This is a genomic window from Comamonas sp. NLF-1-9, assembly GCF_019195435.1.
Classification (GTDB): domain Bacteria; phylum Pseudomonadota; class Gammaproteobacteria; order Burkholderiales; family Burkholderiaceae_C; genus Comamonas_C.
This window is the reverse complement of record NZ_CP078069.1, coordinates 1,064,484-1,088,705: the sequence shown is the minus strand read 5'-3', so window position 1 is coordinate 1,088,705 and position 24,222 is coordinate 1,064,484. Positions and strand designations below refer to the sequence as shown.

Here is a 24,222-nt window from a genome sequence, read left to right as displayed (position 1 = left end):
TTGGCAAACAGTGTTCAGACACCACTGCATCCGGTATGCTGCACGCCTTTTGCTGAACCGCATCCCGCAGCGTGCCTCAAGCCCGACGTCTACCACACTCTTTCTGGCATTGGTTGCCGGTGGCGCTGGTGCTCGCCCTGGGGCTGCTGGGCAGCTACGGACTGTGGCGCTACCAGAGCACGCTGACCCAGGAGCTGGTGCGCGAGCGCTTCGAGGCCAAGGCGGCCAATGTCACCGCCGCGCTGCAGCAGCAGGTGGAGTTGCAGGTGGACCTGCTGGCCGGCCTGCGCAACCTGATGAGCGTGGAGCCGCACCTGAGCCGGCGCGACTTCGAATGGGCGCTGGGGCAGCTCGACGTGATGCGCACCCATCCGAGCGTGGCCCACATCGACTTCGTGCGCCAGGTACCGGCGCAGGAGCGCGCGGGCTTTGAAGAGCTGGCGCTGGGCCAGCCGCACCTGAGCGGGCGCCCGCCGCTGGGCTTCAAGGTGCATCCGGCGCAGACCCTGCCCGAGTATTTCGTAGTCGATTTCACCTGGCCGGTGCCTGGCAACGAGGCCCGCTTGGGGCTGGAGCTGCACTCCCAGCCGGTGGCCCTCGAAGCCTATTCGCGCGCGCGGCGCACCGGCCAGCTCGCGGCCTCCGCGCCCTTCACGCAGCATGGCGCCATAGGTGTGACCTTGAACCTGCCCGTGTTCGACCACACCCAGGACCTGAGCATGGAGCAGGGCTTCATGGGCACCATAGGCCTGACGGTGAACGTGCCGCGCCTGCTCGAGATCCTGCAGGACAGCAGTGAAACCGACGGCTTGTCGCTGGAGCTGTCCGACCGCGGGCTGGTTGCGGCGTCGCTGCCATCCGAGCCGCGCTCCATGGCCGCGCTTACGCAAACACCCTGGGACGCCGCCAGCGGCCGCGAGATCGATCTGCCGGTGGGCGGGCGGCGCTGGCAGCTGCGCTTCATGCCCGAGCCGCAGCTGCTGTCGGAGGTGGAGCGCTACCGCCCGGCCGCGGCCGCGGCCGCGGGCGTGCTGATCACGCTGCTGCTCGCCGCACTGGTGGCGGTGCTCGCGCTGCGCCGCCTGCACGCGCTGCAGGATGCGGACGCGGCGCTGGCGCGCCAGCAGAGTTCGGAAAACCGCTTCCAGGCGGTGTTCAACCAGGCCTCGGTCGGCATCGTGCAGTTGCACCCGGAAACCGGCATGGTGCTGCGCGCCAACCAGTATTTCTGCGACCTGCTGGGCTATTCGCAGACCCAATTGCAGCAGATGCGCTTTTCCGACTACACCATCGCGGACGACATGCAGCTGAGCTGGGATGCCTTCAGCGCGCTGGTGAACCAGCAGACCGAGGGCTCGCGGCTGGAAAAGCGCTACCGGCGCAAGGACGGCGGCGTGGTCTGGGTGGACATCTCGGCCACGCTGATGAAGGCCGCGGGCGACGAGACCGCCTCGCACCTGGTGGTGGCGCAGGACATCAGCGTGCGCAAGCGCATCGAGCTCGAGCTCGCGCGCAGCGAGGAGCGCTACCGCGACATCTTCAACCACATGCCCGTCGGCGTGGCGCATGTGGACCAGGGCCAGATCCTCTTCTTGAACGACAGGCATGTGCAGATCTGCGGCTATTCGATGAACGACGTGGCCAACATCGACGAGTGGTGGCACTGCGTCGTGCCCGACGAACAGGAGCGCGAGCGTGCGCGCGCCGCCTGGCAGGCCGCGCGCGAAGCGGCCCAGTTCGAGGTGGACGGCACGATACGGCCGGTCAACTTCGTGCTCACCGCCAAGGGCGGCACGCGCCGTGAGGTGGAGCTCTCGGGCATGGCGGCAGGCACGGGCCACATCGTGGTGATGGTGGACGAGAGCCAGCGCAAGCGCGCCGAGCAGGAAATCGCCTACCTGGCACGCACCGACGTGCTCACCGGTCTGGTCAACCGCCGGGTGCTGCTCGAGCGCCTGCAGCAGGCGGTGGAGCGCGCCGCGCGCAGCGGCCAGTACGGCGCGGTGCTGATGCTGGGCATAGACCGCTTCAAGACCATCAACGAAACCTTTGGCCACGAGGTCGGCGACCGCCTGCTGGCGCTGGTGGCCCGGCGCCTGAGCGGGCGCGTGCCGGCGCAGGACACCGTGGCGCGCCACGGCGGCGACGTGTTCGTCGTGGTGCTTGGCGACCTTGCGGGCAGCGCCGAGGAAGCGGCGCTGGCAGTGCAGAACCTGGCCGACAAGCTGCTTGAGGCCGTGGCCGAGCCCTACAAGATAGGCCAGGGCCGGCCGCTGCAGGCCAGCCTGAGCGTGGGCGTGGCGCGTTTCGGGCGTGAAGAAGTCGTGTCCGCTGAAGAGCTGCTCAAGCGCAGCGACATGGCGATGTACGCGGCCAAGGCGGCGGGGCGCGGGCTGCTGCGCTTTTTCGATCCGGCGATGCAAGTGGCCGTGGCCGAGCGCGTGCAGCTCGAGAGCGACATGCGCAGCGGCATAGAAACCGGCCAGTTCGAGCTCTACTACCAGCCCAAGGTGCAGCAGGGGCGCATCATCGGCGCCGAAGCGCTGGTGCGCTGGAACCACCCCGAGCGCGGCCTGGTGTCGCCGCTGCAATTCGTGCCGCTGGCCGAAGAGTCCGGCCTGATCCTGCCGCTGGGCGAATGGGTGATGAAGAGCGCCTGCGAGCAGCTGGCGCGCTGGAGCATGCACCCGCTGCTCGGGCACCTGAGCGTGTCGGTCAACGTCAGCGCGCTGCAGTTTCGCCAGCCCGAATTTGCCCAGCAGGTGCTGGCCACGCTCGCGACCACCGGCGCGCCCACGCGGCTGCTCAAGTTCGAGCTGACGGAGAGCATGCTGATCGGCGACATCGAGGCCACCATCGCCAAGATGGGCCAGCTCAGGGGCTATGGCGTGCGCTTTTCGCTCGACGACTTCGGTACCGGCTATTCCTCGCTGTCCTACCTCAAGCGACTGCCGCTGGACGAGATCAAGATCGACCAGAGCTTCGTGCGCCACGTGCTCACCGACCCCAACGAGGCGGCGATCGCGCGCACCATCATCGCGCTGGGCGCAAGCCTGGACCTGGAGGTGATCGCCGAGGGCGTCGAGACCGAAGAACAGCGCATATTCCTGGAGCGCAATGGCTGCGACATGTGGCAGGGCTATCTGCTGAGCAAGCCGGTGACGCTGGAGGCGTTCGAGGCCTTGGTGCACGCGCGCGCCCCCGCGCCGGGCGCGCAGTATTGAGCCTGCGCGCAGCCATGCGCCCCCGCGGCATGCCAGACCCCGGAGTCAAACTCTGCATTTGATAGCTGCACGCGCAAGTACCGCAAGGGCTAAAGTCGTATTTTATTGAAACCATCGGGCGCGGCGCCCACGGTATGATTGCCGCCTTGCCTGCCCTGATGCCCGCCTTGCACCGCCCGCCGTGCGCCTGACCTCGATCAAACTCTCCGGCTTCAAGTCCTTTGCCGAGCCCACGCAGCTGCAACTGCCGGGCCAGCTCGTGGGCGTGGTCGGCCCCAACGGCTGCGGCAAGTCCAACATCATGGACGCGGTGCGCTGGGTGCTGGGCGAGTCGCGCGCCAGCGAACTGCGCGGCGAGTCCATGCAGGACGTGATCTTCAACGGCACCACCAGCCGCAAACCCGCGAGCCGCGCGAGCGTCGAGCTGGCGTTTGACAACGCCAGCCACCGCGCGGGCGGGCAGTGGAACCAGTTTGCCGAAATCGCCGTCAAGCGCGTGCTCACGCGCGACGGGGGCAGCAGCTACTACATCAACAACCAGCCGGTGCGCCGGCGCGACGTGCACGACGTGTTCCTGGGCACGGGCCTGGGCCCGCGCGCCTACGCCATCATCGGCCAGGGCACGATCAGCCGCATCATCGAAAGCCGCCCCGAGGAACTGCGCCTGTTCCTGGAAGAAGCCGCGGGCGTCTCCAAGTACAAGGAGCGCCGGCGCGAGACGGAAAACCGCCTGGCCGACACGCGCGAGAACCTCACCCGCGTGCAAGACATCCTGCGCGAGCTCTCGGGCAACCTGAGCAAGCTGGAAAAGCAGGCCGAAGTGGCCGAGCGCTACCACCGCCTGCAAGCGCAGGCCCAGCGTGCCCAGCAGCAAAGCTGGTACTTCAAGCGCCAGAGCGCGGGGCAAGAGCTGGATACCGTGCGCACCCAGGGGCTGCAGGCGGTCAACGACCTGGAATCGCGCATGGCCGATCTGCGCCGCGTGCAGGCCGAGCTGGAGGCCGTGCGCCAGGCCCACTACGCCGCAGGCGACGCGGTCAACCAGGCCCAGGGCAAGGTCTACGAAGCCACCGCCGAAGTCGGGCGGCTGGAGGCCGAAATCCGCTATGTGGTGCAAGGCCGCGAGCGCGTGCAGCAGCGCCTGGCGCAACTGGCCACGCAGATCGAGGAATGGAGCGCCCGCCAGGGCGATGCGCGCGCCGAGCTGGACCAACTGGCCGCCGGCGGCGACGACGCCCAGGAGCAGGCCGAGCTGCTGGCCGCCCAGGCCGAAGAGCAGGCCGCAGAGCTGCCTGGGCTGGAAGACGCGCTGCACCAGGCGCGCAGCAAGAGCGAGGCCCAGCGCCAGCAGGTCGCCCAGGTGCAGCAGCAGATTCAGGTGCTGGCCGCCGAGCAGCGCAGCCTGCAGGAGCAGCAGCGCCAGCTCGAATCGCGCCTGCAGCGCCTGCGCGCCGACCAGGGTGCGCTCACCGTGCCCGACGAAACGCGCCTGGCGCAACTGCAGGCCAGCAGCAGCGCCGCGGCCGAGCTGGCCGAGCAGGCGCAGGCGCGGCTGGAGCAATTGCAGCAAGAGCTGCCGGTGCGCGACGACGCGCGCCGTGCCTGCCAGCAGGCCGTCAACGACGAGAGCGCGCGCCATGCGCAGCTCACCGCCCGCCTGGGCGCGCTCAAGGACTTGCAAGAGCGCCTGAAGACCGACGGCAAGCTCGCCCCCTGGCTCGCCGAGCAAGGCCTGGGCGGCCTGCAAGGCCTGTGGACGCACCTGCGCATGGAGCCCGGCTGGGAGTCGGCGCTTGAAGCCGCGCTGCGCGAGCGCCTGGGGGCCTTGCCCGTGGGGCAGCTCGAGCGCGTGCGCGGCTTTGCCAGCGCCGGCGGCACGCCTCCCGCGCGCCTGAGCTTTTACAGCCGCACCGATGCGCCCGCGGCCAGCGCAGGCTCAGGTCAACTCGCCGACCTGGTCCGCACCGACGACGCCGGCCTGCACGCCGTGCTGGCCGACTGGCTGCACGGCTGCCACACCGCCGCATCGCTCGATGAAGCCCTGGCGCGCCGGGGCGAGCTGCAGCCGGGCGAAGCCATCTACACCCGCGAAGGCCACGCCGTCAGCGCCCATGCAGTGGACTTTCATGCGCCCGATTCCGAGCAGGCCGGGCTGCTTGCGCGCGCGCAGGAGATCGAGCACCTGGAAAAAGAGCTGCGCGCCCAGAGCCTGATGGCCGAAGAAGCCCGCGGCGCGCTGCTGCGCGCTGAAAGCAGCTACCAGCAGACCAACGCGCAGTTGCTCGGCACCCGCCGCGAAGCCGCCGAGGCGCAGACCCAGGCCCATGCCGAGCAGGTAGAGCTGCTGCGCCTGAGCCAGGCGGTGCAGCAGGCGCGCGAGCGCGGCCGCCAGATCGAGAGCGACCTGCAGGAGCTGCAGGCCCAGCTCGAAGAACTGCACGAGCGCGCCGCCAGCGCAGAAGGCCGCTTTGAGGAGCTGGACCTGCAGCTGGCCGACAGCCAGGAGCGCGAAGCCCAACTGCAAGACCGCGTGATCGCCGCCGAGCAGCAACTGAGCCAGTGGCGCGAGCAGCAGCGCCAGCTCGAGCGGCGCGCGCAAGAGGCGCAGTTTGCCCAGCGCAGCCTGCAGGCACGCCGCGCCGAGCTCGAGCGCGCAGTCGCCATGGCCGAGCAGCAAAGCCAGGCGCTGGCGCAAGAGAGCGAGCGCGCCCGCGAAGAGCTCGCCCGCCTGTCCGACGCCGCCGCCCAGGGCGGGCTGCAGCAGGCGCTGCAAACCAAGCTGGAATTTGAACAAGCCCTGGCCAGCCAGCGCAGCGACTACGACGCGCTCACGGCGCGCCTGCGCGCGAGCGACGAGCTGCGCATGCAAACCGAACGCGAGCTCGAACCCCAGCGCGCGCGCATCACCGAACTGCAGCTCAAGGAGCAGGCCGCGCGCCTGGCGCAGGAGCAGTACGACAAGCTGCTCACCGACGCCGAGGCCGACCTCGGCGCGCTGCAGCAATCCATCACCGAAGGCGGCGTGCAGCCCGAAGGCTTGCAGGCGCAGATCGAGCAATGGCAGCGCGCGATCGAGCAGCTCGGCCCGGTCAACCTCGCCGCGCTGCAAGAGCTGGAACTGGCGCGCGAGCGCCACGGCTTCCTGCAGGCGCAGGACGAAGACCTGCAACTGGCGATGAACACGCTGGAAGACGCCATCCGGCGCATCGACGCGGAAACCCGCAGCCTGCTGTCGGGCACCTTCGAGACGGTGAACCAGCACTTTTCCACCATGTTCCCCGAGCTCTTTGGCGGCGGGCGCGCCCAGCTCATCATGACCGGCGACGAGATCCTGGACGCCGGCGTGCAGGTCATGGCCCAGCCGCCGGGCAAGAAGAACCAGACCATCCATCTGCTCTCGGGCGGTGAAAAGGCGCTCACCGCGATTGCGCTGGTGTTTGCCATCTTCCAGCTCAACCCCGCGCCGTTTTGCCTGCTCGACGAAGTGGACGCGCCGCTGGACGACGCCAACACCGAGCGCTACGCCAAGCTCGTCGCCAGCATGTCCCGGGGCACGCAGTTCCTCTTCATCAGCCACAACAAGATCGCGATGGAAATGGCCGAGCAGCTCATAGGCGTGACCATGCAGGAGCAGGGCGTTTCGCGTATCGTTGCCGTGGACATGGCCAGCGCATTGACGATGGCCCAAGCCTGAACACCACCATCATGAGTTCCTTTCAGACGGCCCTGGTCATCATCGGCGCGATCGTCCTGATCGCCGTCGTCGCCTACAACGCCTGGAACACGCGCCGCCACGCGCCGCGCCGCGCGCGCGCGCCGGCAGCCGCCAGCCACGCCGCGCCCGAGCCGGGCCGGCGCGAGCCGCTGCTGGACGCGGGCGCCCCAGGGCTGGCGCCCGACGACCCGGAGGGCGCTCAGGGCTGGCAGGAGCTGCAGATCGACCCGGCCCCGCTGCCCGGCCTGGAGGGCGCGCCCGCGGCGCAGCGCGGCGCGCTCGATGCACTCGTCGACGTGATCGTGCCGATCACCGCCGAGCAGCAGGTCTCGGGCGACGCGGCCTTGGCCGCGCTGCCGCACACCCGGCGCGTGGGCAGCAAGCCCTTTGCCGTCGAAGGCCTGAACGAGGCCACGCAGCAATGGGAAAAGCCGCGCCCCGGCCAGCGCTACCGGCAGTTTCAGGCCGGCGTGCAGCTGGCCAACCGGCTGGGCGCGCTCAACGAGATCGAGTTCTCGGAGTTCGTTGCCAAGAGCCAGGCCTTTGCCGACGCGATCAACGCCGCGCCCGAGTTCCCCGACATGCTGCACGAAGTGGCGCGCGCGCGCGAGCTCGACCAGTTCGCCAGCAGCCACGACGCGCAGCTCAGCTTCACGCTGCGCGCGCGCCAGGCCGCCTGGAGCCCGGGTTACATCCAGCAGAGCGCGGCGCCGCTGGGCTTTGTCATCGGCACCATGCCGGGGCGCCTGGTGCTGCCCGCCGCGCAGCCCGGCTCGCCGCCGCTGCTCACCCTGGGCTACGACGCCCAGGCGGCGATGTCCGACGAGCCCGAGCGCTCGGCGCTGCGCGAGGTGAGCCTGGAGCTCGACGTGCCCCAGGTGCCGCGCGGCGAGCAGCCCTTTGCGCGCCTGCGCGAAGTCGCGGCGCAGCTGTGCCAGAGCATGGACGGCGTGCTCTGCGACCCCGAAGGCCAGATCCTGCCGGCGATGGCGATGGAGCCGATCGCCGCCGACCTGGAGCAGCTCTACGACCAGCTCGACGAGCGCGAGCTCTCGGCCGGCTCGGTGCTTGCGCGGCGCGTGTTCAGCTGATGGATTCAGATACTTTCAGGGCGCAAACGCCCGCCAGCAAAGCGCAAGCAGCTATCGAAATCGATGCGCTCAAAGCCAGCCTGCGCCGCTGGGCGCACGAGTACTACGTGCTCGATACCCCGAGCGTGCCCGATGGCGAATACGACCGCGCCTATCAGCGCCTGGAGCAACTGGAAGCCGCCTTCCCCGACCTGGCTACGCCCGACTCGCCCACGCAGCGCGTGCTCGGCAGCGTGCTGCCGGGCCTCGCGCCGGTGCGCCACGCGCTGCCCATGCTCAGCATCCGCACCGAAACCGACACCGAGGCAAGCGGCGCTCGCTCGTTTGACGCGCGCATCCGCCGCGAGCTTGGGCTGCAAGAGAGCGATGCGCCGGTTGAATACTGCGCCGAGCCCAAGTTCGACGGCCTTGCCATGAACCTGCGCTACGAGGGCCGCCTGCTGGTGCAAGCGGCCACGCGCGGCGACGGCGAAGTGGGCGAGGACGTGACGCACAACATCCGCACCATCCGCCAGATCCCGCTGCGCCTGCCGGCAGACGCGCCGGCGTTGCTTGAAGTGCGCGGCGAGGTCTACATGCGCTGGGCCGACTTCGAGCGGCTGAACGCGCGCCAGCAAGGCGCAGGCGACAAGAGCTTCGTCAACCCGCGCAATGCCGCGGCCGGCTCGGTGCGCCAGCTCGACGCGCGCATCGCCGCGCAGCGCCCGTTGTCCTTCTTTGCCTACGGCGTGGGCGAACTCACGCCGCCCGAAGCGGGCGGACCCGAGTTCGGCACGCAGTACGCGCTGCTGCAGCAGCTCAAGGCCTGGGGTTTTCCGGTTGCGCCGCAGGTGCGCGTGGCCCGCGGCGCCGACGAGCTGGTGGCGTTTCACGCAAGCATGGGCGCGGCGCGCGCCACGCTCGCCTACGGCATCGACGGCGTGGTCTACAAGCTCAACAGCCTGGAGCTGCAGCGGCGCCTGGGCTTCGTCACGCGCGAGCCGCGCTGGGCGGTGGCGCACAAATACCCGCCGCAGGAGATGGTGACCACGGTGCAAGGCATAGACGTGCAAGTGGGGCGCACCGGCAAGCTCACGCCGGTGGCGCGCCTGGCGCCCGTCTTCGTGGGCGGCGCCACCGTGACCAATGCCACGCTGCACAACCTGTTTGAGCTGCGGCGCAAGCGCGTGCGCGTGGGCGACCAGGTGATCGTGCGCCGCGCGGGCGACGTGATTCCCGAAGTGGTCGGCGTGGTGCCGGGCGCTCGTGCGCAGCACGCGGCCAACTTTCACATGCCGCGCAACTGCCCGGTCTGCTGCTCTGCCGTGGTGCGCGAGCCGGGCCAGACCGACCACCGCTGCAGCGGCGGCCTGTTCTGTCCGGCGCAGCGCAAGCAGGCGCTGCTGCACTTTGCCAGCCGCAAGGCGATGGACATCGAGGGTCTGGGCGAGAAGCTGGTGGACCAGCTCGTCGATGGCGACATCATTCATGGTCTGGCCGAGCTCTATGCGCTCGACGCCGCGCAGCTCGCCGCGCTCGATCGCATGGGTGAAAAGTCGGCGCAGAACCTGCGCGCGGCGCTCGAGCGCTCGCGCCAGCCGAGCCTGGCACGCTTTCTCTACGCGCTGGGCATACGCAATGTCGGAGAAGCCACGGCCAAGGACCTGGCGCGCCATTTCGGCCAGCTCGCGCGCGTGATGCAGGCCGACACCGACCAGCTCATGCAAGTGCCCGAGGTCGGCCCCATCGTTGCCGAATCCATCCATACCTTCTTCGCCCAGCCGCACAACCGCGAGGTGGTGCAGGCGTTGCTCGCAGCCGGCGTGCAGCCGCAGGAAGCCGAGCCGGCGCCCGCCGCCGATCTGGCGCTGGCGGGCAAGACCGTGGTGCTCACCGGCCAGCTTCCCACGCTCACGCGCGAGCAGGCGGGCGCGCTGCTGGAGGCCGCGGGTGCCAGGGTGGCCGGTTCGGTCAGCAAGAAGACGAGCTACGTCGTCGCCGGAGAGGACGCCGGCAGCAAACTGGCCAAGGCGCAGGCCCTGGGCATCCCGGTGCTGGACGAGGCCGGGCTGCACGCGCTGCTTGAAGGCAGGCTCTGATGGCGCTGGCCCGCCGCGCTCCGCGCCTGGGCCTGGTGCTGGGCAGTGGCTCGGCGCGCGGCTGGGCACACATTGGCGTGCTGCAGGTGCTGCAGGAAGAGGGCGTGCGCCCCGACCTGATCTGCGGCGCCTCGATCGGCGCGCTGGTGGGCGCAGCCTACGCCGCCGGTGAGCTGGAGCGCTTTGCCGACTGGGTGCAGAGCCTGGGCATGCGCGAGGTTTTCGGCTTCATGGACTTTCGCCTCTCGGGCGGCATGCTCAAGGGCGAGAAGCTGATCGCCTTCTGGCGCAGCCACTTTGCCGACTTCAACATCGAAGACTCGCCCATGAGTTTTGGCGCGGTGGCCACCGACCTGCATTCGGGCGCCGAGGTCTGGCTGCGCGAAGGCTCGATCGCCGACGCGGTGCGCGCCTCGATCGCGCTGCCCGGCCTGTTCACGCCGGTGCAGTGCGGCGACGGGCGGCTGCTGGTGGACGGGGGCATCGTCAACCCCGTGCCCACTTCGCTTGCGCGCGCCATGGGCGCGGACATCGTGATCGCGGTGGACCTGAATGCCGACATCCTGCACCGCCACATGCAGCCGTTGGCCGTGATGGCACCCGCACCCGAGACGGATGCGGCGCAGGCCGAGCACCCGCCCGAGCCGGCCGGACCGACCGAACCGGTCGAGCCCGAAGTCCCCGTGCCGGCCGAGGACGCGCCGCACCCCTGGCGCGAGCGCCTGCGCACCTGGCTGCCCGCATGGCACGCGGGCGGCGCGCCGGCGCGGGCCAAGCCGCCCTCGGTGCTGGACGTGGTCATGACCAGCGTGAGCATCATGCAGATGCGCATCACCCGCAGCCGCATGGCGGGCGACCCGCCCGAAGTGGTCATCGCGCCGAGCCTGGCGCACCTGGGCCTGCTCGACTTTCACCGCGCCGCCGAAGCGATCGAGGAAGGCCGGCGCGCCGCGCACGCAGGCCTGCCGCAACTGCGCCGCTTCATGCAGTGAGGCCGGCCTTTGCCCGCATTTGCAGCAGGGCCACGGCTGGTGCGGGGCGGGGCGGCGGCCTACACTGAAGTGTCATTTCACATGCACCTTCCATTCCATGCACGACCACACCACCGCTGAAGCGATCTACCCCTTTGATGCCCGCGGCATTGCGCGGCGCTTTCGCCATTCGGCCATCTTCGGCGCGCTCGATGCGCTGCACCCGGGCGAGACCATGCGCTTCATGAACGACCACGACCCGCTGCCGCTGCTCAACCAGATCGAAATGCGCTACGGCGAGGGCGTGGCCATCGAATACCGCCAGCGCGAGCCCGGCGAGATCGTGATCGACTTTCTGCGCCAGTAAAGCCGGCCGCGGCGCCGAGGGCAGCCGCAAAATGCAGGGGGCGCCACCGCGCGGCAACGGGCGGCGCCCTTGGCTTTTCATGGCCTCGTGGTGCAGCGGCGCCGGCGCGCCCTGGGGCCAGCGCAGAACCCGGGCCAGGCCTCCCCGCCCGGCCCGGGTCTGCCAGCCACCTTCCCCACCAGGAACATGGCCACGGCGGCCAGGGGCTGCGCTTGCATCCCACGGCGCCGGCTGCCACCCGCGGCGGCTCCTCTCTCTCCCTCGCTCTTCTTGTGTCGCTGCGGGCACCAGCATGCCAGCAGCAGCGCGGCGGCGCCAGTGACCAAAGTCATGCAAGCTTGGGGCGCCGCGCCGCAGCCGCGCCTCAGCCGCGGATGGCGGCGATGGCCTGCAGCAACTGCTCGCCCCCGACCGGTTTGAACAGCACCGGCACGCCGGCGCTGCGCACGTGGCGCAGGCGCTCGGGTGCGGTCTCGCCGGTGACGAGCAGCAGCGCCAGTGGCGCGAACTCGCGTGCCAGCGCCATGCCGGCCTGCAGGCCGTCGGCGCCGCCGGCAAGGCGGAAGTCGCAAATCAGCAGATCAAAGGGCTGGCCGGCGGCGCGCGCCTGCGCCAGCGCGCCGCGCGCTTGCGCCTCATCGGCCACCGCGCAGGCGTGCACCTCGTAGGCCTGCAGCAGCTGCACCATGGCCAGGCGCACGTCGGCTTCATCGTCCAGCAGCAGTGCGCGCCGCGGCAGGGTGCGCGCCGCGCTGTCCGCGCTCCACAGCGGCGGCAGCGGCAGCACCGAGCTCAGCGGCCGGGTTGGCGGCGCGGCGGCGCGCGGCAGAACCAGGCGAAAGCGCGTGCCCCGCCCCAGGACGGAGCGCTGCTGCAGGGGGTGCTGCAGCAGTCGCGCCAGGCGCGCGACGATGGCAAGACCTATGCCCAGCCCCAGCGCGCGGTCGCGTCCCGGGTTGCCCACCTGGTAGAACTCCTCATACACGCGGCTTTGCTGCTCGGGTGCAATGCCTATGCCGGTGTCGTAGAGCTCGACCCAGACCTGCGCCGCGCGCCCGCGCGCAAGCACCAGCACGCCGCCCTCATGGGTGTATTTGATGGCGTTGTCCAGCAGGTTGGACAGCAGGCGGCGCAGCAGCTGCGGGTCGCTGTCTACCCACAGCTCGGTGGCGCGCAGGCGCAGCGTGATGTCCTTCTCGCTGGCGGCGTTGACGAAGCTCTGGCCGAGCGACTGGAAGATCTCCTGCAGCGCGATCGGGCGGCGCGTGGCCGCGACCACGCCGGCGTCCAGCCGCGAGACGTCCAGCATCGCGTCCAGCGACTGGCTCAGCGTGCCCACGGCCTGCATCAGGCGCTCGGCGTTGGCTTCTTGCGGCGCGCCTGCCAGTTGTTTTTGCAGCGCCGCCCCGAGCAGCGCGATGGCGTGCAGCGGCTGGCGCAGGTCGTGGCTCGCGGAGGCCAGAAAGCGCGTCTTCTGCTGGCTGGCTTCTTCGGTGGCGCGCACCTGGCGCGCGAGCTGTGCGGCCAGCGCCTCGTTCTCGAAGCGCGCCTGCAGCGCCTGCTTGAGCAGCGCCGACTGCGCCTTGGCAAAACGCAGTATCGAAGCCAGGAAGATCGCGCTGCACAGCGCGAGAAACAGGTGCATGGTGCTCGGGCGCATCAGCAGCGCCAGCATCAGGCAGGCCAGCATCGGCACCAGGTAGTGGCGCGCCGCACGCGCCAGCGGAGCCACTGCGGAGACGCCTGCGGCGCACAGCCCCATCATCACCAGCATCATCACCGCGGTGAGCGGCAGGCTGTCGGGCAGGAACAGCAGCGGCGCCAGGCCCCAGGTCAGGCTGTTGAGCGCGAGCTCGCGGCAATAGACGTCGGCCCAGTGCTGCAGGCGCTGGCCGGCCTGCGGGTCCTTGAAATAGGCGGTCATCACCGGCAGGCGCGAGGTGTTGTACAGGTGCAGCAGCATCCAGGCCAGGATGGGCCAGGCGCGCATTTGCCAGTACATCGCGCTGCCAAAGGCCAGGGCCAGCAGGAAGTCGCCTAGGGTGGCGGCGCGAATGGTCGAATACAGCATGGCCACCTGCTCGCGCAGCACCTGCTCGGCGAAGGGCGACGGCGCGGCGGGCGCGGCAGCGGCGGCGCTCATGAATGCAGCTTGATGATGAGCTGGGCGCGCGAGCGCACGCCAAAGGTGAGCAGCAGCATGGAGACATGGTTCTTGACCGTGCCTTCGCTGAGGTGGGCAATCTCGCTGATCTCGCGGTTGCTCTTGCCCTCCAGCAGCCACTGCAGGATCTGCAACTGCCGCGCGGTGAGTTCGGCCAGGGCGCCGCGCCGCGCCGCGCCGCCGGCCAGCGCCGGGGCGGCGGCGGGCGCGCGCTGCCTGCATGCGGCCTGCACGCCCAGGCGGGCGCAGTCGAGGACGAAGCCGAGCATGGCCGTGAGCTCGCCCGACTTTTCGAAGAAGGCCAGCGCGCCGAGCGTGAGCGCGTCCTGCGCCATCTGCGCGCTGGCCGTGCCCGAGAGCACGACGACGGGCAGCTGCGGGCAGGCCTGGCGCAAGCGGATGAGGCCGCTCAAGCCCTCGGCGTCGGGCAGGGACAGATCCAGCACCACCACGGCAATCGATGCCTGGTGCTGCTCATGGCATTGCAGCGCTTCGGCCAGCGTGGACGCGCACAACACCGTGAGCGGCGGCTCGCCCGCGGGCGGCGCGTGGCTGGCCATCAGCGCGCGAAAGCCCAGGCGCACCAGCTCGTGGTCGTCCACCAGCAGGATGGCACGCGCCGGCGCGCAGGTGTCCGGCGCCGTGAGGCCGGGGGCGAGGAGGGGGGCACTGGCAGGCATGGCGCTCGCGAACAAGGTCGTGGGCACATTGGCCATGAAAAGCGGCGCCTTGTCCAGTGCCACAAGTCATGGCCGCGCGCGGAGCGGCGCCCGCCGGCCCCGCTGTTGCCGCGGCGCCTGCTACCAGCCCCAGGTCAGGCGCGTTGCCACCCAGCCGCGCTGGCCGCTGCTGCGCTGCACCTGAGCCCAGCTGCCGCGCGTGGCCAGGGTGCGCACGATCTCGTTGCCGGCAAGCGTCGCGAGGATGCGATGGCTCGTGCCTGGCCCCGCGCGCAGCCGCGCCCGCGACGCGGTGACGATGCGGTGCGGCGTGCGCGTGGTCAGCGGCGCGTACACCCAGCCCAGCGTGGCCTCGTGGTCCGCGACCTTGAGCCAGCGGCCTTGTTTCTGCTGCACGCGCAGCGGGTAGCCGCTGTCCAGCTCCCATTGCACCGGCGCGCGGGTGCTGGGCTGCGCGCGCACGTTGACGGCATTGCCCTTGATGCTGACGAACTGCGCCGCCTGCGCGGCCAGCGGCATGGCGGCGCCGAGCACCAGCGCCAGAAACAGGTGAAACAGGGCGGAAAGAGAGCGCTGCACGCTACAAAACTCCTTGTGTACGGTAGATGTGTCAGGGCGAAGTGCCGCGCTCAGCGGGCGGCGGCGCGGGCCTGGGCGATCCAGCCGTCAAAGGTCTCCTGGTGCGCCTTGATCCACTGGTCGGTGTGGCGCTCGATGTCGGCGGCCTTGTTCTGACCCTGGCTCATCAGGAAGTTCTGCGCGTTGATGTCGGCAATCGGCAACTGCATCACGGCAAACAGCTTGGCAGCCGCCGGGTTGGCATCGCACCAGGCCTTGTTGGCCACGATCTGCTGGTTGTTCACCACGAAGCCGTAGTTCTTGCCATTGGGCAGCTTGGTGTCCAAGCCCTTTTGCTCGCCGGGCAGCGAAGAAAACGGCACCTCCAGCCAGACCACGTCCTTGCCGGGCTTGAGCTCGTTGCTCACCCAGTAGGGCGTCCAGGTGTAGTAGAGGATGGGCTTGCCCGCCTTGTAGCGCGTGATGGTGTCGGCAATCAGCGCGGAATAGCTGCCTTGCTGGTGCGTGACGGTCTTGCGCAGGTCAAACGCGGTGAGCTGGTGCTCGATCACCGCCTCGCAGCCCCAGCCGGGGTTGCAGCCGGTCAGGTCCGCCTTGCCGTCGCCGTCGCTGTCAAAGAGCTTGGCGATTGCCGGGTCCTTGAGCTGGGCGATGTTGCTGATCTTGTGCGCGTCGGCGGTCTTCTTGTCGATCAGATAGCCCTGCGCCGCGTTGGCCGAGAAGATGCCCTCGCGGTAGAGCTTGGCGTCGCCGCCGGCGTTCTTGTAGTAGTCGGCGTGCAGCGGGTTCCAGTGGTCGGCCAGAAAGGTGGCGTCGCCATTGCCGATGGCGATGTGCGCGGTGGGGTATTCGACCTCCTTGATCGGCTGCACCTCGTAGCCGAGCTTTTCCAGTGCCTTCATCACCAGCAGGGTCTGGAAGGTTTCCTCGGCGATCGAGCTCTTGAGCGGCAAGACCTTCACGCCCTTGCCGGGCAGGTCGGCCGCGCTGGCGGCCAGGGCGAAGGTGCTGGCTGCGGTGGCCAGCACCAGCAGGCGGCGTAGGGGGGAGTGGCGGGACATGGGATGCTCCTTCTGTGATGGGAAACGGAAAATGAAAATTTGAATGAAATCGGGCTCCAGCCCTTGCGCAGCAAGCGCTGGCAGCTATGTTTTTGATGGTTTGCGGCGCAGCAGGCCCAGCGGCCCGCCGCTGTACCAGCGCTCGCCGCCGCGCCGCGGCTCGCCCATGGCCTGGGTGATGCGATCGAGCACGATGGCCAGCAGCACGATCCCGAGGCCCCCGACGGTGGCCAGGCCCATGTCCAGGCGGCCTATGCCGCGCAGCACCATCTGCCCCAGGCCGCCGACGGCGATCATCGAGGCGATGACGACCATGGACAGGCTCAGCATCAGCGCCTGGTTGATGCCCGCCATGATCGAGGGCATGGCCAGCGGCAGCTGCACCTTGAACAGCAGTTGCGCGGGCGAGGCGCCATAGGCGCGGCTGGCCTCGATCAGATCGGGGCGCACCTGGCGTATGCCCAGGTTTGTGAGGCGCACCAACGGCGGCAGCGCGAAGACGATGGTGACGATCACGCCCGGTACGTTGCCTATGCCAAACAGCATGACGACGGGCACCAGGTAGACGAAGGCCGGCGTGGTCTGCATCGCGTCCAGGATGGGCCGCGTGATGCGCTGGGCGCGGTCGCTGGCCGCCAGCAGCACGCCCAGCGGCAGGCCGATGAGCACGCAAAACAGCAGCGAGGTGAACACCAGCGCCAGGGTCACCATGGTGTCGCTCCAGATGCCCAGCAGCGCCACGGCCAGCAGCGACAGGACGGTGCCCAGCGCCAGCCAGCGCCCGGCAAACTGCCAGGCAATGAGCGCGATCAGCAACACCATCAGCGGCCAGGGCACGGCCAGCAGGCCGTCGGTGATGCCCGAGAGGATCGCGTCGATCGGCGTGCGCACCGCCTGGAAGAAGGGCCGGAAGTGGCTGACCAGCCAGGCCAGGCCCTCGTTGATCGGGCCTTGCACCGGCAGACCGTCGCTGCTGATCTGCTGCCAGAGCGCGGCCAGGCTGCTGCCGTCGGCATCGGGCGGCGTCGCGCCGGCAGGTGCGTCCAGCCAGCTCGCGCCGCCTTGCGCGCCGTCCATGGCGCTGCCCCAGGCGTCGGGCTCGGCCGGCGCTGCGGCGGGGGCGGCGGGCACGCTCGCGGCGCTCCAGGGGTCGGTAGTGGCTTCATCGGCCATGGTCTTGTCCTTTGCGTGTCATGCGGCGCGCACGATGGGTTCGGCCGCCTGGTGCGGAAACTGCGGGTTCAACTGCAGCGGCGCCACTTCGGGCTGGGCCGGCAGCACCGGGGGCGTGTCGCGGTCGAGAAAGCGCATCAAGGTGGTGCGGCTGACCACGCCCAGGTATTGGCCCCCCTCGTCGACCACGGGCAGCGGGCAGGGCGCATGCACCATGGCGCCGTAGAGATCGGCCACAGGCGCGCTCGCCTGCAGCGGCGTGACGTCCCGCATGAAGGCGTTTTTCAGGCCCAGCGCTCCCTGGTGGCCGCGCAGCGCCGCGCGCAGCGACTGCGAGGACACCGTGCCCAGGTAGTGCCTGCGCGGGCTGAGCACGTAGGCCACGTCGCGGTCGGAGTCTTCCAGAATGCGCAGCGCCGCGCGGCAGCCGCGGTCGCCCTGCTCGGAAATCACGGTGAGCGCCTGGCGCGCGATGTCGCTGGCCTTGAACACCGCGGCCGCGTCCACCCCGCGCACGAAGTCGCGCACATAGTCGTCGGCCGGCGCGCGCAGGATCTCGTCGGGCGTACCCACCTGCACGACGTGGCCGTCCTTCATGATGGCGATGTGGTCGCCAATGCGCATGGCCTCGTCCAGGTCGTGCGAGATGAAGACGATGGTGCGGCGTTTGGCTTCCTGCAGCCGCAGCAGCTCGCTTTGCATTTCGGTGCGGATGATGGGGTCGAGCGCGGAAAAAGCCTCGTCCATCAGCAGGATGGAAGGATCGGCCGCCAGCGCCCGTGCCAGGCCTACGCGCTGCTGCATGCCGCCGGAGAGTTCGTCCGGGTAGCTTGCCTCCCAGCCGGCCAGGCCGACCTGCGCCAGCGCCTGGCGCGCGGCGCTCTCGCGCTCGGCTTGCGCCACGCCGGCGAGCTCCAGGCCGAAGGCGGTGTTCTGCAGCACCGACAGGTGCGGCATCAGCGCGAACGACTGGAACACCATGGAGATGTCCTTGCGGCGCAGCGCGCGCAGGCGCTTTTCGCCGTAGTCGTTGATGTTCTCGCCGTCCACGAGGATGCGCCCGCTGGTCGGCTCGATCAGCCGATTGAGCATGCGCACCAGCGTGGACTTGCCCGAGCCCGACAAGCCCATGACGACGAAGATCTCGCCGGCGGCGATGTCGAAACTGGCGTTGAACACGCCGATGGACTGGCCGGTGCGCTCCAGTATCTGCTGCTTGGGCACGCCGGCGCGGGCCATGCGCAGCGCCTGTTCGGGCGCGTCGCCGAACACCTTGAATACCTTGTCGATAGTGATTGACTTGGCCACCTGGCAGGTTCTTTCTTGCGGATTGAACTCGCCCCGCGCACGCTGGCGGGCGCAGGGCAGGAATGGCCGAAGCATGAAAATCACGCAGCCCCGATGCAATGACATCGCCCAAAGTGCATGCCCTCTTCGGGACGCACACGGAGAACGCTGCCGGGGTGGTGACTACCTTCCGGGGTAGCCGGGCGGCTCGGATGGCACGCTCAAAGGGTGCGCAAGAGCCGGTGCGCGGGTGGGGGTGCGGCGCCTGTCGCCGGGACCGGGCCCACCCGGTGCATCGAGGCCGAAGCTTCGGCCGTGGCTGGCGGCAAGTGCCCATGGGGCACGGCGCCGGACCGTGTTCCATGCCAGAGTGCAACAAGCACTACAGGCATGAGGACCTGCGTTGCAGGTTGTAAGACACGCGGCGATTATAAGTACCGAATCTGAAGCCAAGCAGCATGCGTGGCTTTGTGCGCTGCGCCGCCGCAGGGGCGCGCCCGCTCGGCCAAAATCGGCAACCAGGGCGATGCGCAAGCCCACCCCGCGCGCGCCGCCCCGGTTTGCGCGGTATTGCGCAGACCATTTGTTTCCAAGGGAAGCCATGAACCAAAGAGCGCACGCGCAGGCGTCCATTTCCTGCGTCATGCCCGCCTACAACGAAGGCGCGAGCCTGCCCGCGGTCATCGACCAGACGCTGCAGGCGCTGCGCGCGCTGTCACCGCGCGTGGAGCTGATAGTGGTCAACGACGGCAGCCGCGACGACACCGAAGCCGTGGTGCGCGGCCTGTGCGCCAGCGAGCCGGCCTTGCGCCTGGTGCAGCTGTCGCGCAATTTCGGCAAGGAAGCCGCGCTCAGCGCCGGCCTGGCCGCCGCGCGTGGCGACGTGGTGGTGCTGATGGACGCCGACGGCCAGCACCCCACGGCCTTGCTTGCCGACATGCTGCGCCACTGGCGCGAAGGCGCGGACGTGGTCTACGCAGTGCGGCGCACGCGCGACGACCAGTCGGCGCTGCACCGGCGCCTGGTGGCCTGGTTTTACGGCATCGTCAACTGGGGCGGGCGGGTGCGCATACCGCGCAATGCCGGGGACTTTCGCCTCATGGACCGGCGCGTGGTACAGGCGCTCTTGCGCCTGCCAGAGCGCCATCGCTTCATGAAGGGGCTCTACGCCTGGGTCGGCTTTCCCAGCGTGGCGCTGGACTACGAGCCGCTGGCGCGCCACGCCGGCGCGAGCCATTTTGGTCTGCGCGGCGCGCTCAGCCTGGGCACGACCGGCTTGTTTGCCTTTACCGCCGTGCCGCTGCGCCTGCTCGGGCTGGTCGGGGGGGTGTTGTCGCTTTCGTCCATAGGCTATGGACTCTGGGTGATAGGCGAGTACTTCCTGCGCGGCATCGACGTGCCGGGCTACGCCACGCTGGTCGTGGGCATGATGTTTCTGAGTGGCGTGCAACTCATGTCCATAGGCCTGCTGTCCGAATACGTGGCGCGCATCTACGACGAGGTCAAGCAGCGCCCGCTCTACCTCGTGGCCGACGAGGCGGGCACCGGCCTGCCGCCCGCCGCACCGGGCCCGCAGGGCGCATGAAGGTGCTGCCGCTGGCCGCCCCGGCGCGCGAGGGCGCCTGGTTCATCGCGGTAGGCGCGGGCGCGGCCGCCACGCATGCGGCGGTGTTCTGGCTGGCCCAGCATGCGCTGCTGGCCGAGCTTGCCAATGCGCTGGGCTTCATCGTCGCCTTCTTCGTCAGCTTTGCCGGCCACCGCTGGCTGAGCTTTCGCGATGCCGCCACCGGCATGGGCCAAAGCCTGCTGCGTTTTGCGCTGACCGCGCTCGCCGGTTTTGCGCTCAATGAGCTGGTGTTTTCCGCGCTGCTGCGCCTGGCGCACTGGCCCTCATGGCTGGCCTTGGTTGCCGCCATGCTGGTCGCCGCATGCCAGACCTTCGTGCTCGGGCGCTACTGGGCCTTCCGGCGCTGAGGCGTACAGCGTCCAGCGCAGGCCCTCGCGCTCGCTGCGCCAGCCCGGCGGCGGCGCCTGGCCCGTGGGCGCGAGCAGCCAGGCGCGCTGGCTGCGCTCGCGCGCGGCAAACTGCGCGGGCGTTTGCAGGATGCGCCGGGCGGCTTGGGGCTCGAAGTCGCCGGCCTCGAACAGCTCACGCTGCCAGTTGTCGCCGGCGCTGGCGCGCAGCCGCGACCAGTCCTGCACGACGATGAGCGGCGCGCCCAGCCGCGCGAGAAAGGGCAGGTCGTAGGGGTAGCCGCCGCAGACATAGACCGGCTCGCCCGGCTGCAGCCGCGCGGCCAGGGCGGGGGCGACGTCGATGCTCAGACGCCTCGCGTCGCGCCCCGGCCCCAGGGTCAGCGCCAGGGCGGCGAGCGCAGGCAGCAGCGCCAGCAGCGCAAACCAGCGCTCGCCATGGCGGCGCGCGGCCATGCTGCGCTGCCAGCCCAGCGCCGCCAGCAGCGCCAGCGCCGGCGTGACCGGCAGCACATAGCCCGCGAGCTTGGAGCGCGGCAGCGAGAAGAACAGCACCACCACCGCTACCCAGATCCAGCACAGCAGGCGCAATTGGTTCGCTCCGTTATCAGTAGCTGATAGCGCAGTGCCGGTGCGGGTTTTGAGCGAAAACGGCAAAAAAACACTCCAGGGCAGCAGCATCACTGCCAGCACCGCCGGGTAGAACCACGGGCCGTGCTGGTTGTTGAACACCGCGCCGGTGTAGCGGCCAAACTGCTGGGCGCCGAACAGATAGTTCCACAGCCCCGGATGCTCGCGGCCGGCGAGCACGAACCAGGGCAGCGCCAGCAGCGCGAACACCAGCAGGCCGCTCACCCAGGGCAGGCGCAGCACGCGCGGCCACAGGCGCGCCCAGCTGACCCACACCAGCAGCACCAGGCCGGGCAGGGCCACGCCGATCAAGCCTTTGGTCAGCAGCCCCAGCGCGCAACAGGCAAAGCCCAGGCGCGCAAGCACCGCGTGCGGCCGCGGCCCGTGCAGCAGCGCCAGCGCAAAGCACCAGATGGCGCTGGCGATGAAGCTGGCTACCAGCATGTCGTGGTTCACGTACTGGCCGCCGACCAGGAAGACGCCGCTTGCCGCCAGCACCAGCGCCGCGCGCCGCGCCAACGCCGCGCCGGCCACGCGCCGCACCGCAAGGTACAGCCCTGTGACCATCAGCACCGCAGCAGCGGCGGGCACCAGCCGGGCGGCCCAGGCACTGACGCCGAGCACGCCCATGACGGCGGCCTGCAGCCAGTGCAGCAGCGGCGGTTTGTGAAAAAAGGGCAGGCCGTCCAGGCGCGGCGTGAGCCAGTCGCCCGAGGCCAGCATCCAGCGGCTGATCTCGGCATAGCGCCCTTCGTCGGGCAGGCTCAGCGGGCGCAGCGCGGCCAGCAGCAAGAGCAGGCCCAGCAGCAGCGCGAGCCAGCGCCATGGCGGCGGCGGGGCTTCGGGGGGGACGGTTGGCTTCATCGGGGTTCGGCTGGCGGCGCGCTGCGGTAGAGGGTGCTGCCGCGCACCAGGCGCACGCTGGCGCGGGCAAGCTGCGCGCCGAAGGCGCTGCTGCCCAAGTGGGCGGCCTCGTGCCCGCGCGCATCGGCAATCGGGTCGGGCGCTGCGTCGGGATCGCTGTCGGCATCGGAATCGCCCGGGTGGCACATCAGCAGCGCACCCGCCGGGGCGCTTTCCAGCCACTGGCCCATGCGGCGCGCGTAGCCTGCCTGATCACCCTTGAAATCGTAAATGCCGCAAAGCCATTTTGCGCTTGGTACGCCTGCGTCTGCAGCTATCTTGGTGAGAGCATCGGCGCCCATGAGTGCGATGGTGCGGCTCTTCAGGTCGGCCTGCCCTGGCGCGGGACGCGAGACGCGCAGCCAGGATCGGTCAGCGCCGTAGCGGCGCACCAGCAACTGCACCAGCGGCTCGCGGATGCCGGCAAACTGCTGCACGTGCTGGTGCCCGTCCACATGGTCGGGCGGGGCCTGCCAGTGGGCCTCGAACAGGTCGAGCTGGCGCTCGATGACCTCGCGCGCCCGGCTGCGCTCAAAGCCGCCCAGCAGCGCGCGCGCCATGGCCGCCGCCAGGCCCAGGCCATGGCCGGCGGCGCGCGCGTAGGCGCTGGTCCAGTCCAGGTGCAGGCCCACGTCGAGCTGGCCGCGCAGCGGCGCAAGCGCCGCCGCCTCTTCGGGCCAGCGCGGCGCCAGCACCATGGCGCTGGTGGCGCTCAGGCGCCCCTGAGCGGCCAGGCGGCGGATCGCCTGGCTCACGCCGCGCCCCTGGGCGTAGTCGTCGGCGCAAAGCACCAGGGGTTTGGGCCGGGCTGCGGGTGCGGTGCTCATGGCGGCGGGGTTTTTTTGGCGTCCGTGCCGCCCGGGCGCCAGGCCCAGCCGGGCATGGCGCGGTAGGCGCCGGCGGGCGGCTCGGTCGCAGGAAAGAGGCTGATCACCCGGGCGCGGCGCAGTTCCTCGGCGCTGATCCAGGGGCTGATCGCGAGCTTGCCATCGATCAGCACACGCGGGTGCTCGGCCATGCGCAGCGCCAGCGCGCCGGCCTCGGTGTAGGGGCCGCTGATGATGTCTATCGGCCCGCCGAGCAGTTCGCGCGCCGGCTGGGCCACGCCCTGCGCCAGGCGGTCGGACGGGAAGTTGCGCCAGTGCACCGAGCGCCAGCGCTCGGGCCCGTAGACCGAAGACAGCAGCAGCTGCGCCAGCAGCAAGAGCTGCAGCGCGGCAAACGCCCACGCGGCCGCGCGCCGCGCCCGCCAGGTGAGCGCGCGCGCGGGCAGCAGCACCATGACGGCCGCCACCGTCCACAGCGTGAAGGCGGTCAGCCACTGCAGCTGCAGATCGGTGCCCAGCGCCAGGCCAAGCAGCGCCATCATCAGCGCCGGCGCCATGCCCCAGAGCAGCAGGAAGCGGCGCGATTCGTCCCTTGCAACTGCTGGCCCCGCCGCCGGCGCCGCGCCGTCGCCCGGCTGCGGGCGCGCGCCCCACCAGGCGGCGGCCAGCACCAACCAAGCGAGCACCGGGCGGTTGAACAGCCAGTCGGCCAGCCACAGCAATGTGTGCTTGAGCCGCGCCAGCGGACCCAGGCCCACGCCCAGCGAGCTGTGCTGCGCATAGTGCAGCGGCGCAAAGTCGTGCTGCCACAGCCACAGCGCATGCGGCAGAAAGACCAGCGCGGCCACTGCGCCGCCCAGCCACAGCCCGATGCGGTGCACTGGGTGGCGCCAGCCGCGCAGCTGCAGCCACCACAGCAGCACGCAGACGCCGGCCACGGCCGTCTGGTACTTGGCCAGCATGCCCAGGCCCGCGCACAGGCCGAGCACCGCCCAGGTGGCAAGGCGCGGGCGCAGGCTCAGGCGCCAGCAGGCCCAGACCATGGCGGCGATGGCGAGCATCATCACCACGTTGTGGTTGAAGTAGTACAGCCGCCCGTTGTAGAAGGTCACGCACAGCGCGGCCAGCAGCGCGACGTGGGCGAACTGCGGTCCGCGGCATTCGCGCAGCAGCTGCCAGAAGATCAGCAGCGACCCCAGCGTGCAGGTCGCGCCCAGCAGGTACAGCGGCAGCGGGCCGTGCCCGCCTATGGCGCTGGCGGCCGCGGCAAGCCAGGTGGGCAGGGGCGGATGCTTGTAATAGCCCCACTGCAGCGAGCGCAGCCAGATGCTTTGCTCCACGTTGTCCAGCGGCGGCGTCACGGCCGTGCTTGCCAGTGCCAGCAGCCAGACTACGCCAAAGGCCAGCAACAGCAAGGCGGCCGTGCGCGCGGACAGCGGCGCGCGCCCCGCCGGGGGCGGAGCGTGCAGGCCGCGCATCGGGGGCTCGCTGCCCACGC

Annotated in this window: 17 protein-coding genes; 8 read left to right on the top strand and 9 right to left on the bottom strand. The window is 70.2% G+C overall.

All coding sequences use genetic code 11. The annotated features are described in order from the left end of the window. Nucleotides 1-71 precede the first annotated feature (71 nt). The 6 genes from KUD94_RS05275 (at nucleotide 72) to KUD94_RS05250 (ending at nucleotide 11,446) form a co-directional block, all read left to right on the top strand. Nucleotides 72-3,224 carry an EAL domain-containing protein gene (locus KUD94_RS05275; protein ID WP_218238751.1) on the top strand — a complete coding sequence of 1,051 codons (3,153 nt, stop codon included), beginning with the start codon at nucleotides 72-74 and terminating at the stop codon, nucleotides 3,222-3,224. A gap of 181 nt (nucleotides 3,225-3,405) precedes the next feature. Beyond that, the gene (gene smc, locus KUD94_RS05270) at nucleotides 3,406-6,918 is read left to right on the top strand and encodes a chromosome segregation protein SMC (protein ID WP_218238750.1); all 3,513 of its coding nucleotides are present in this window, start codon (nucleotides 3,406-3,408) and stop codon (nucleotides 6,916-6,918) included. 11 nt (nucleotides 6,919-6,929) lie between these two features. Next, complete coding sequence (locus KUD94_RS05265) at nucleotides 6,930-8,030, top strand: cell division protein FtsZ (protein WP_218238749.1); 1,101 nt, start codon at nucleotides 6,930-6,932, stop codon at nucleotides 8,028-8,030. Then, entirely contained in the window at nucleotides 8,030-10,108 is a 2,079-nt protein-coding gene (gene ligA, locus KUD94_RS05260; RefSeq protein WP_218238748.1) for an NAD-dependent DNA ligase LigA, read from the top strand. The genes KUD94_RS05265 and ligA overlap by 1 nt, the downstream gene beginning before the upstream one ends. After that, nucleotides 10,108-11,100 (top strand): patatin-like phospholipase family protein, encoded by a 993-nt coding sequence (locus tag KUD94_RS05255; RefSeq protein WP_218238747.1) that lies wholly within the window; start codon nucleotides 10,108-10,110, stop codon nucleotides 11,098-11,100. Before ligA ends, KUD94_RS05255 begins: the two co-directional genes overlap by 1 nt. 97 nt (nucleotides 11,101-11,197) lie before the next feature. Continuing rightward, a complete protein-coding gene (locus tag KUD94_RS05250) occupies nucleotides 11,198-11,446 on the top strand; it encodes a DUF2249 domain-containing protein (RefSeq protein ID WP_218238746.1) in 249 nt (82 codons plus the stop codon). 364 nt (nucleotides 11,447-11,810) lie between these two features. On the opposite strand, the gene KUD94_RS05245 is transcribed toward KUD94_RS05250, so the two are convergent. From KUD94_RS05245 to proV, 6 genes are all read right to left on the bottom strand, one after another. Next, a complete protein-coding gene (locus KUD94_RS05245; RefSeq protein WP_218238745.1) occupies nucleotides 11,811-13,589 on the bottom strand; it encodes a HAMP domain-containing sensor histidine kinase in 1,779 nt (592 codons plus the stop codon). Next, the gene (locus tag KUD94_RS05240; RefSeq protein WP_255569085.1) at nucleotides 13,586-14,326 is read right to left on the bottom strand and encodes a response regulator transcription factor; all 741 of its coding nucleotides are present in this window, start codon (nucleotides 14,324-14,326) and stop codon (nucleotides 13,586-13,588) included. Before KUD94_RS05240 ends, KUD94_RS05245 begins: the two co-directional genes overlap by 4 nt. An 84-nt stretch (nucleotides 14,327-14,410) precedes the next feature. Continuing rightward, nucleotides 14,411-14,809, bottom strand: a complete 399-nt coding sequence (locus KUD94_RS05235; RefSeq protein WP_218239195.1) for an SH3 domain-containing protein — start codon at nucleotides 14,807-14,809, stop codon at nucleotides 14,411-14,413. 110 nt (nucleotides 14,810-14,919) lie between these two features. Continuing rightward, a complete protein-coding gene (gene proX / locus KUD94_RS05230) occupies nucleotides 14,920-15,930 on the bottom strand; it encodes a glycine betaine/L-proline ABC transporter substrate-binding protein ProX (protein ID WP_218238744.1) in 1,011 nt (336 codons plus the stop codon). An 84-nt stretch (nucleotides 15,931-16,014) separates the two neighbouring features. Continuing rightward, nucleotides 16,015-17,103, bottom strand: coding sequence for a glycine betaine/L-proline ABC transporter permease ProW (gene proW / locus KUD94_RS05225; protein WP_218238743.1), 1,089 nt, complete (start codon nucleotides 17,101-17,103; stop codon nucleotides 16,015-16,017). Nucleotides 17,104-17,121: 18 nt separating this feature from the next. Continuing rightward, complete coding sequence (proV, locus tag KUD94_RS05220; protein WP_218238742.1) at nucleotides 17,122-18,411, bottom strand: glycine betaine/L-proline ABC transporter ATP-binding protein ProV; 1,290 nt, start codon at nucleotides 18,409-18,411, stop codon at nucleotides 17,122-17,124. A 580-nt stretch (nucleotides 18,412-18,991) separates the two neighbouring features. Here proV and KUD94_RS05215 point away from each other — a divergent pair. Both KUD94_RS05215 and KUD94_RS05210 read left to right on the top strand, forming a co-directional pair. Further along, nucleotides 18,992-19,975, top strand: a complete 984-nt coding sequence (locus KUD94_RS05215; protein WP_218238741.1) for a glycosyltransferase family 2 protein — start codon at nucleotides 18,992-18,994, stop codon at nucleotides 19,973-19,975. After that, on the top strand, nucleotides 19,972-20,364 hold the full coding sequence (locus KUD94_RS05210; RefSeq protein WP_218238740.1) for a GtrA family protein: 393 nt from the start codon (nucleotides 19,972-19,974) through the stop codon (nucleotides 20,362-20,364). Before KUD94_RS05215 ends, KUD94_RS05210 begins: the two co-directional genes overlap by 4 nt. Here the strand turns inward: KUD94_RS05210 and KUD94_RS05205 are convergent. Genes KUD94_RS05205 through KUD94_RS05195 form a run of 3 tightly spaced genes read right to left on the bottom strand, consistent with a single transcriptional unit; the run spans nucleotide 20,281 to nucleotide 24,220 of the window. Further along, a complete protein-coding gene (locus KUD94_RS05205) occupies nucleotides 20,281-21,858 on the bottom strand; it encodes a glycosyltransferase family 39 protein (RefSeq protein ID WP_218238739.1) in 1,578 nt (525 codons plus the stop codon). The two genes, KUD94_RS05210 and KUD94_RS05205, sit on opposite strands and share 84 nt — an antisense overlap. Continuing rightward, a complete protein-coding gene (locus KUD94_RS05200; RefSeq protein WP_218238738.1) occupies nucleotides 21,855-22,724 on the bottom strand; it encodes a ChbG/HpnK family deacetylase in 870 nt (289 codons plus the stop codon). The genes KUD94_RS05205 and KUD94_RS05200 overlap by 4 nt, the downstream gene beginning before the upstream one ends. Beyond that, nucleotides 22,721-24,220: a glycosyltransferase family 39 protein gene (locus KUD94_RS05195; protein WP_218238737.1), complete on the bottom strand. Its 1,500-nt coding sequence runs from the start codon at nucleotides 24,218-24,220 to the stop codon at nucleotides 22,721-22,723. The genes KUD94_RS05200 and KUD94_RS05195 overlap by 4 nt, the downstream gene beginning before the upstream one ends. Nucleotides 24,221-24,222: the final 2 nt, after the last annotated feature.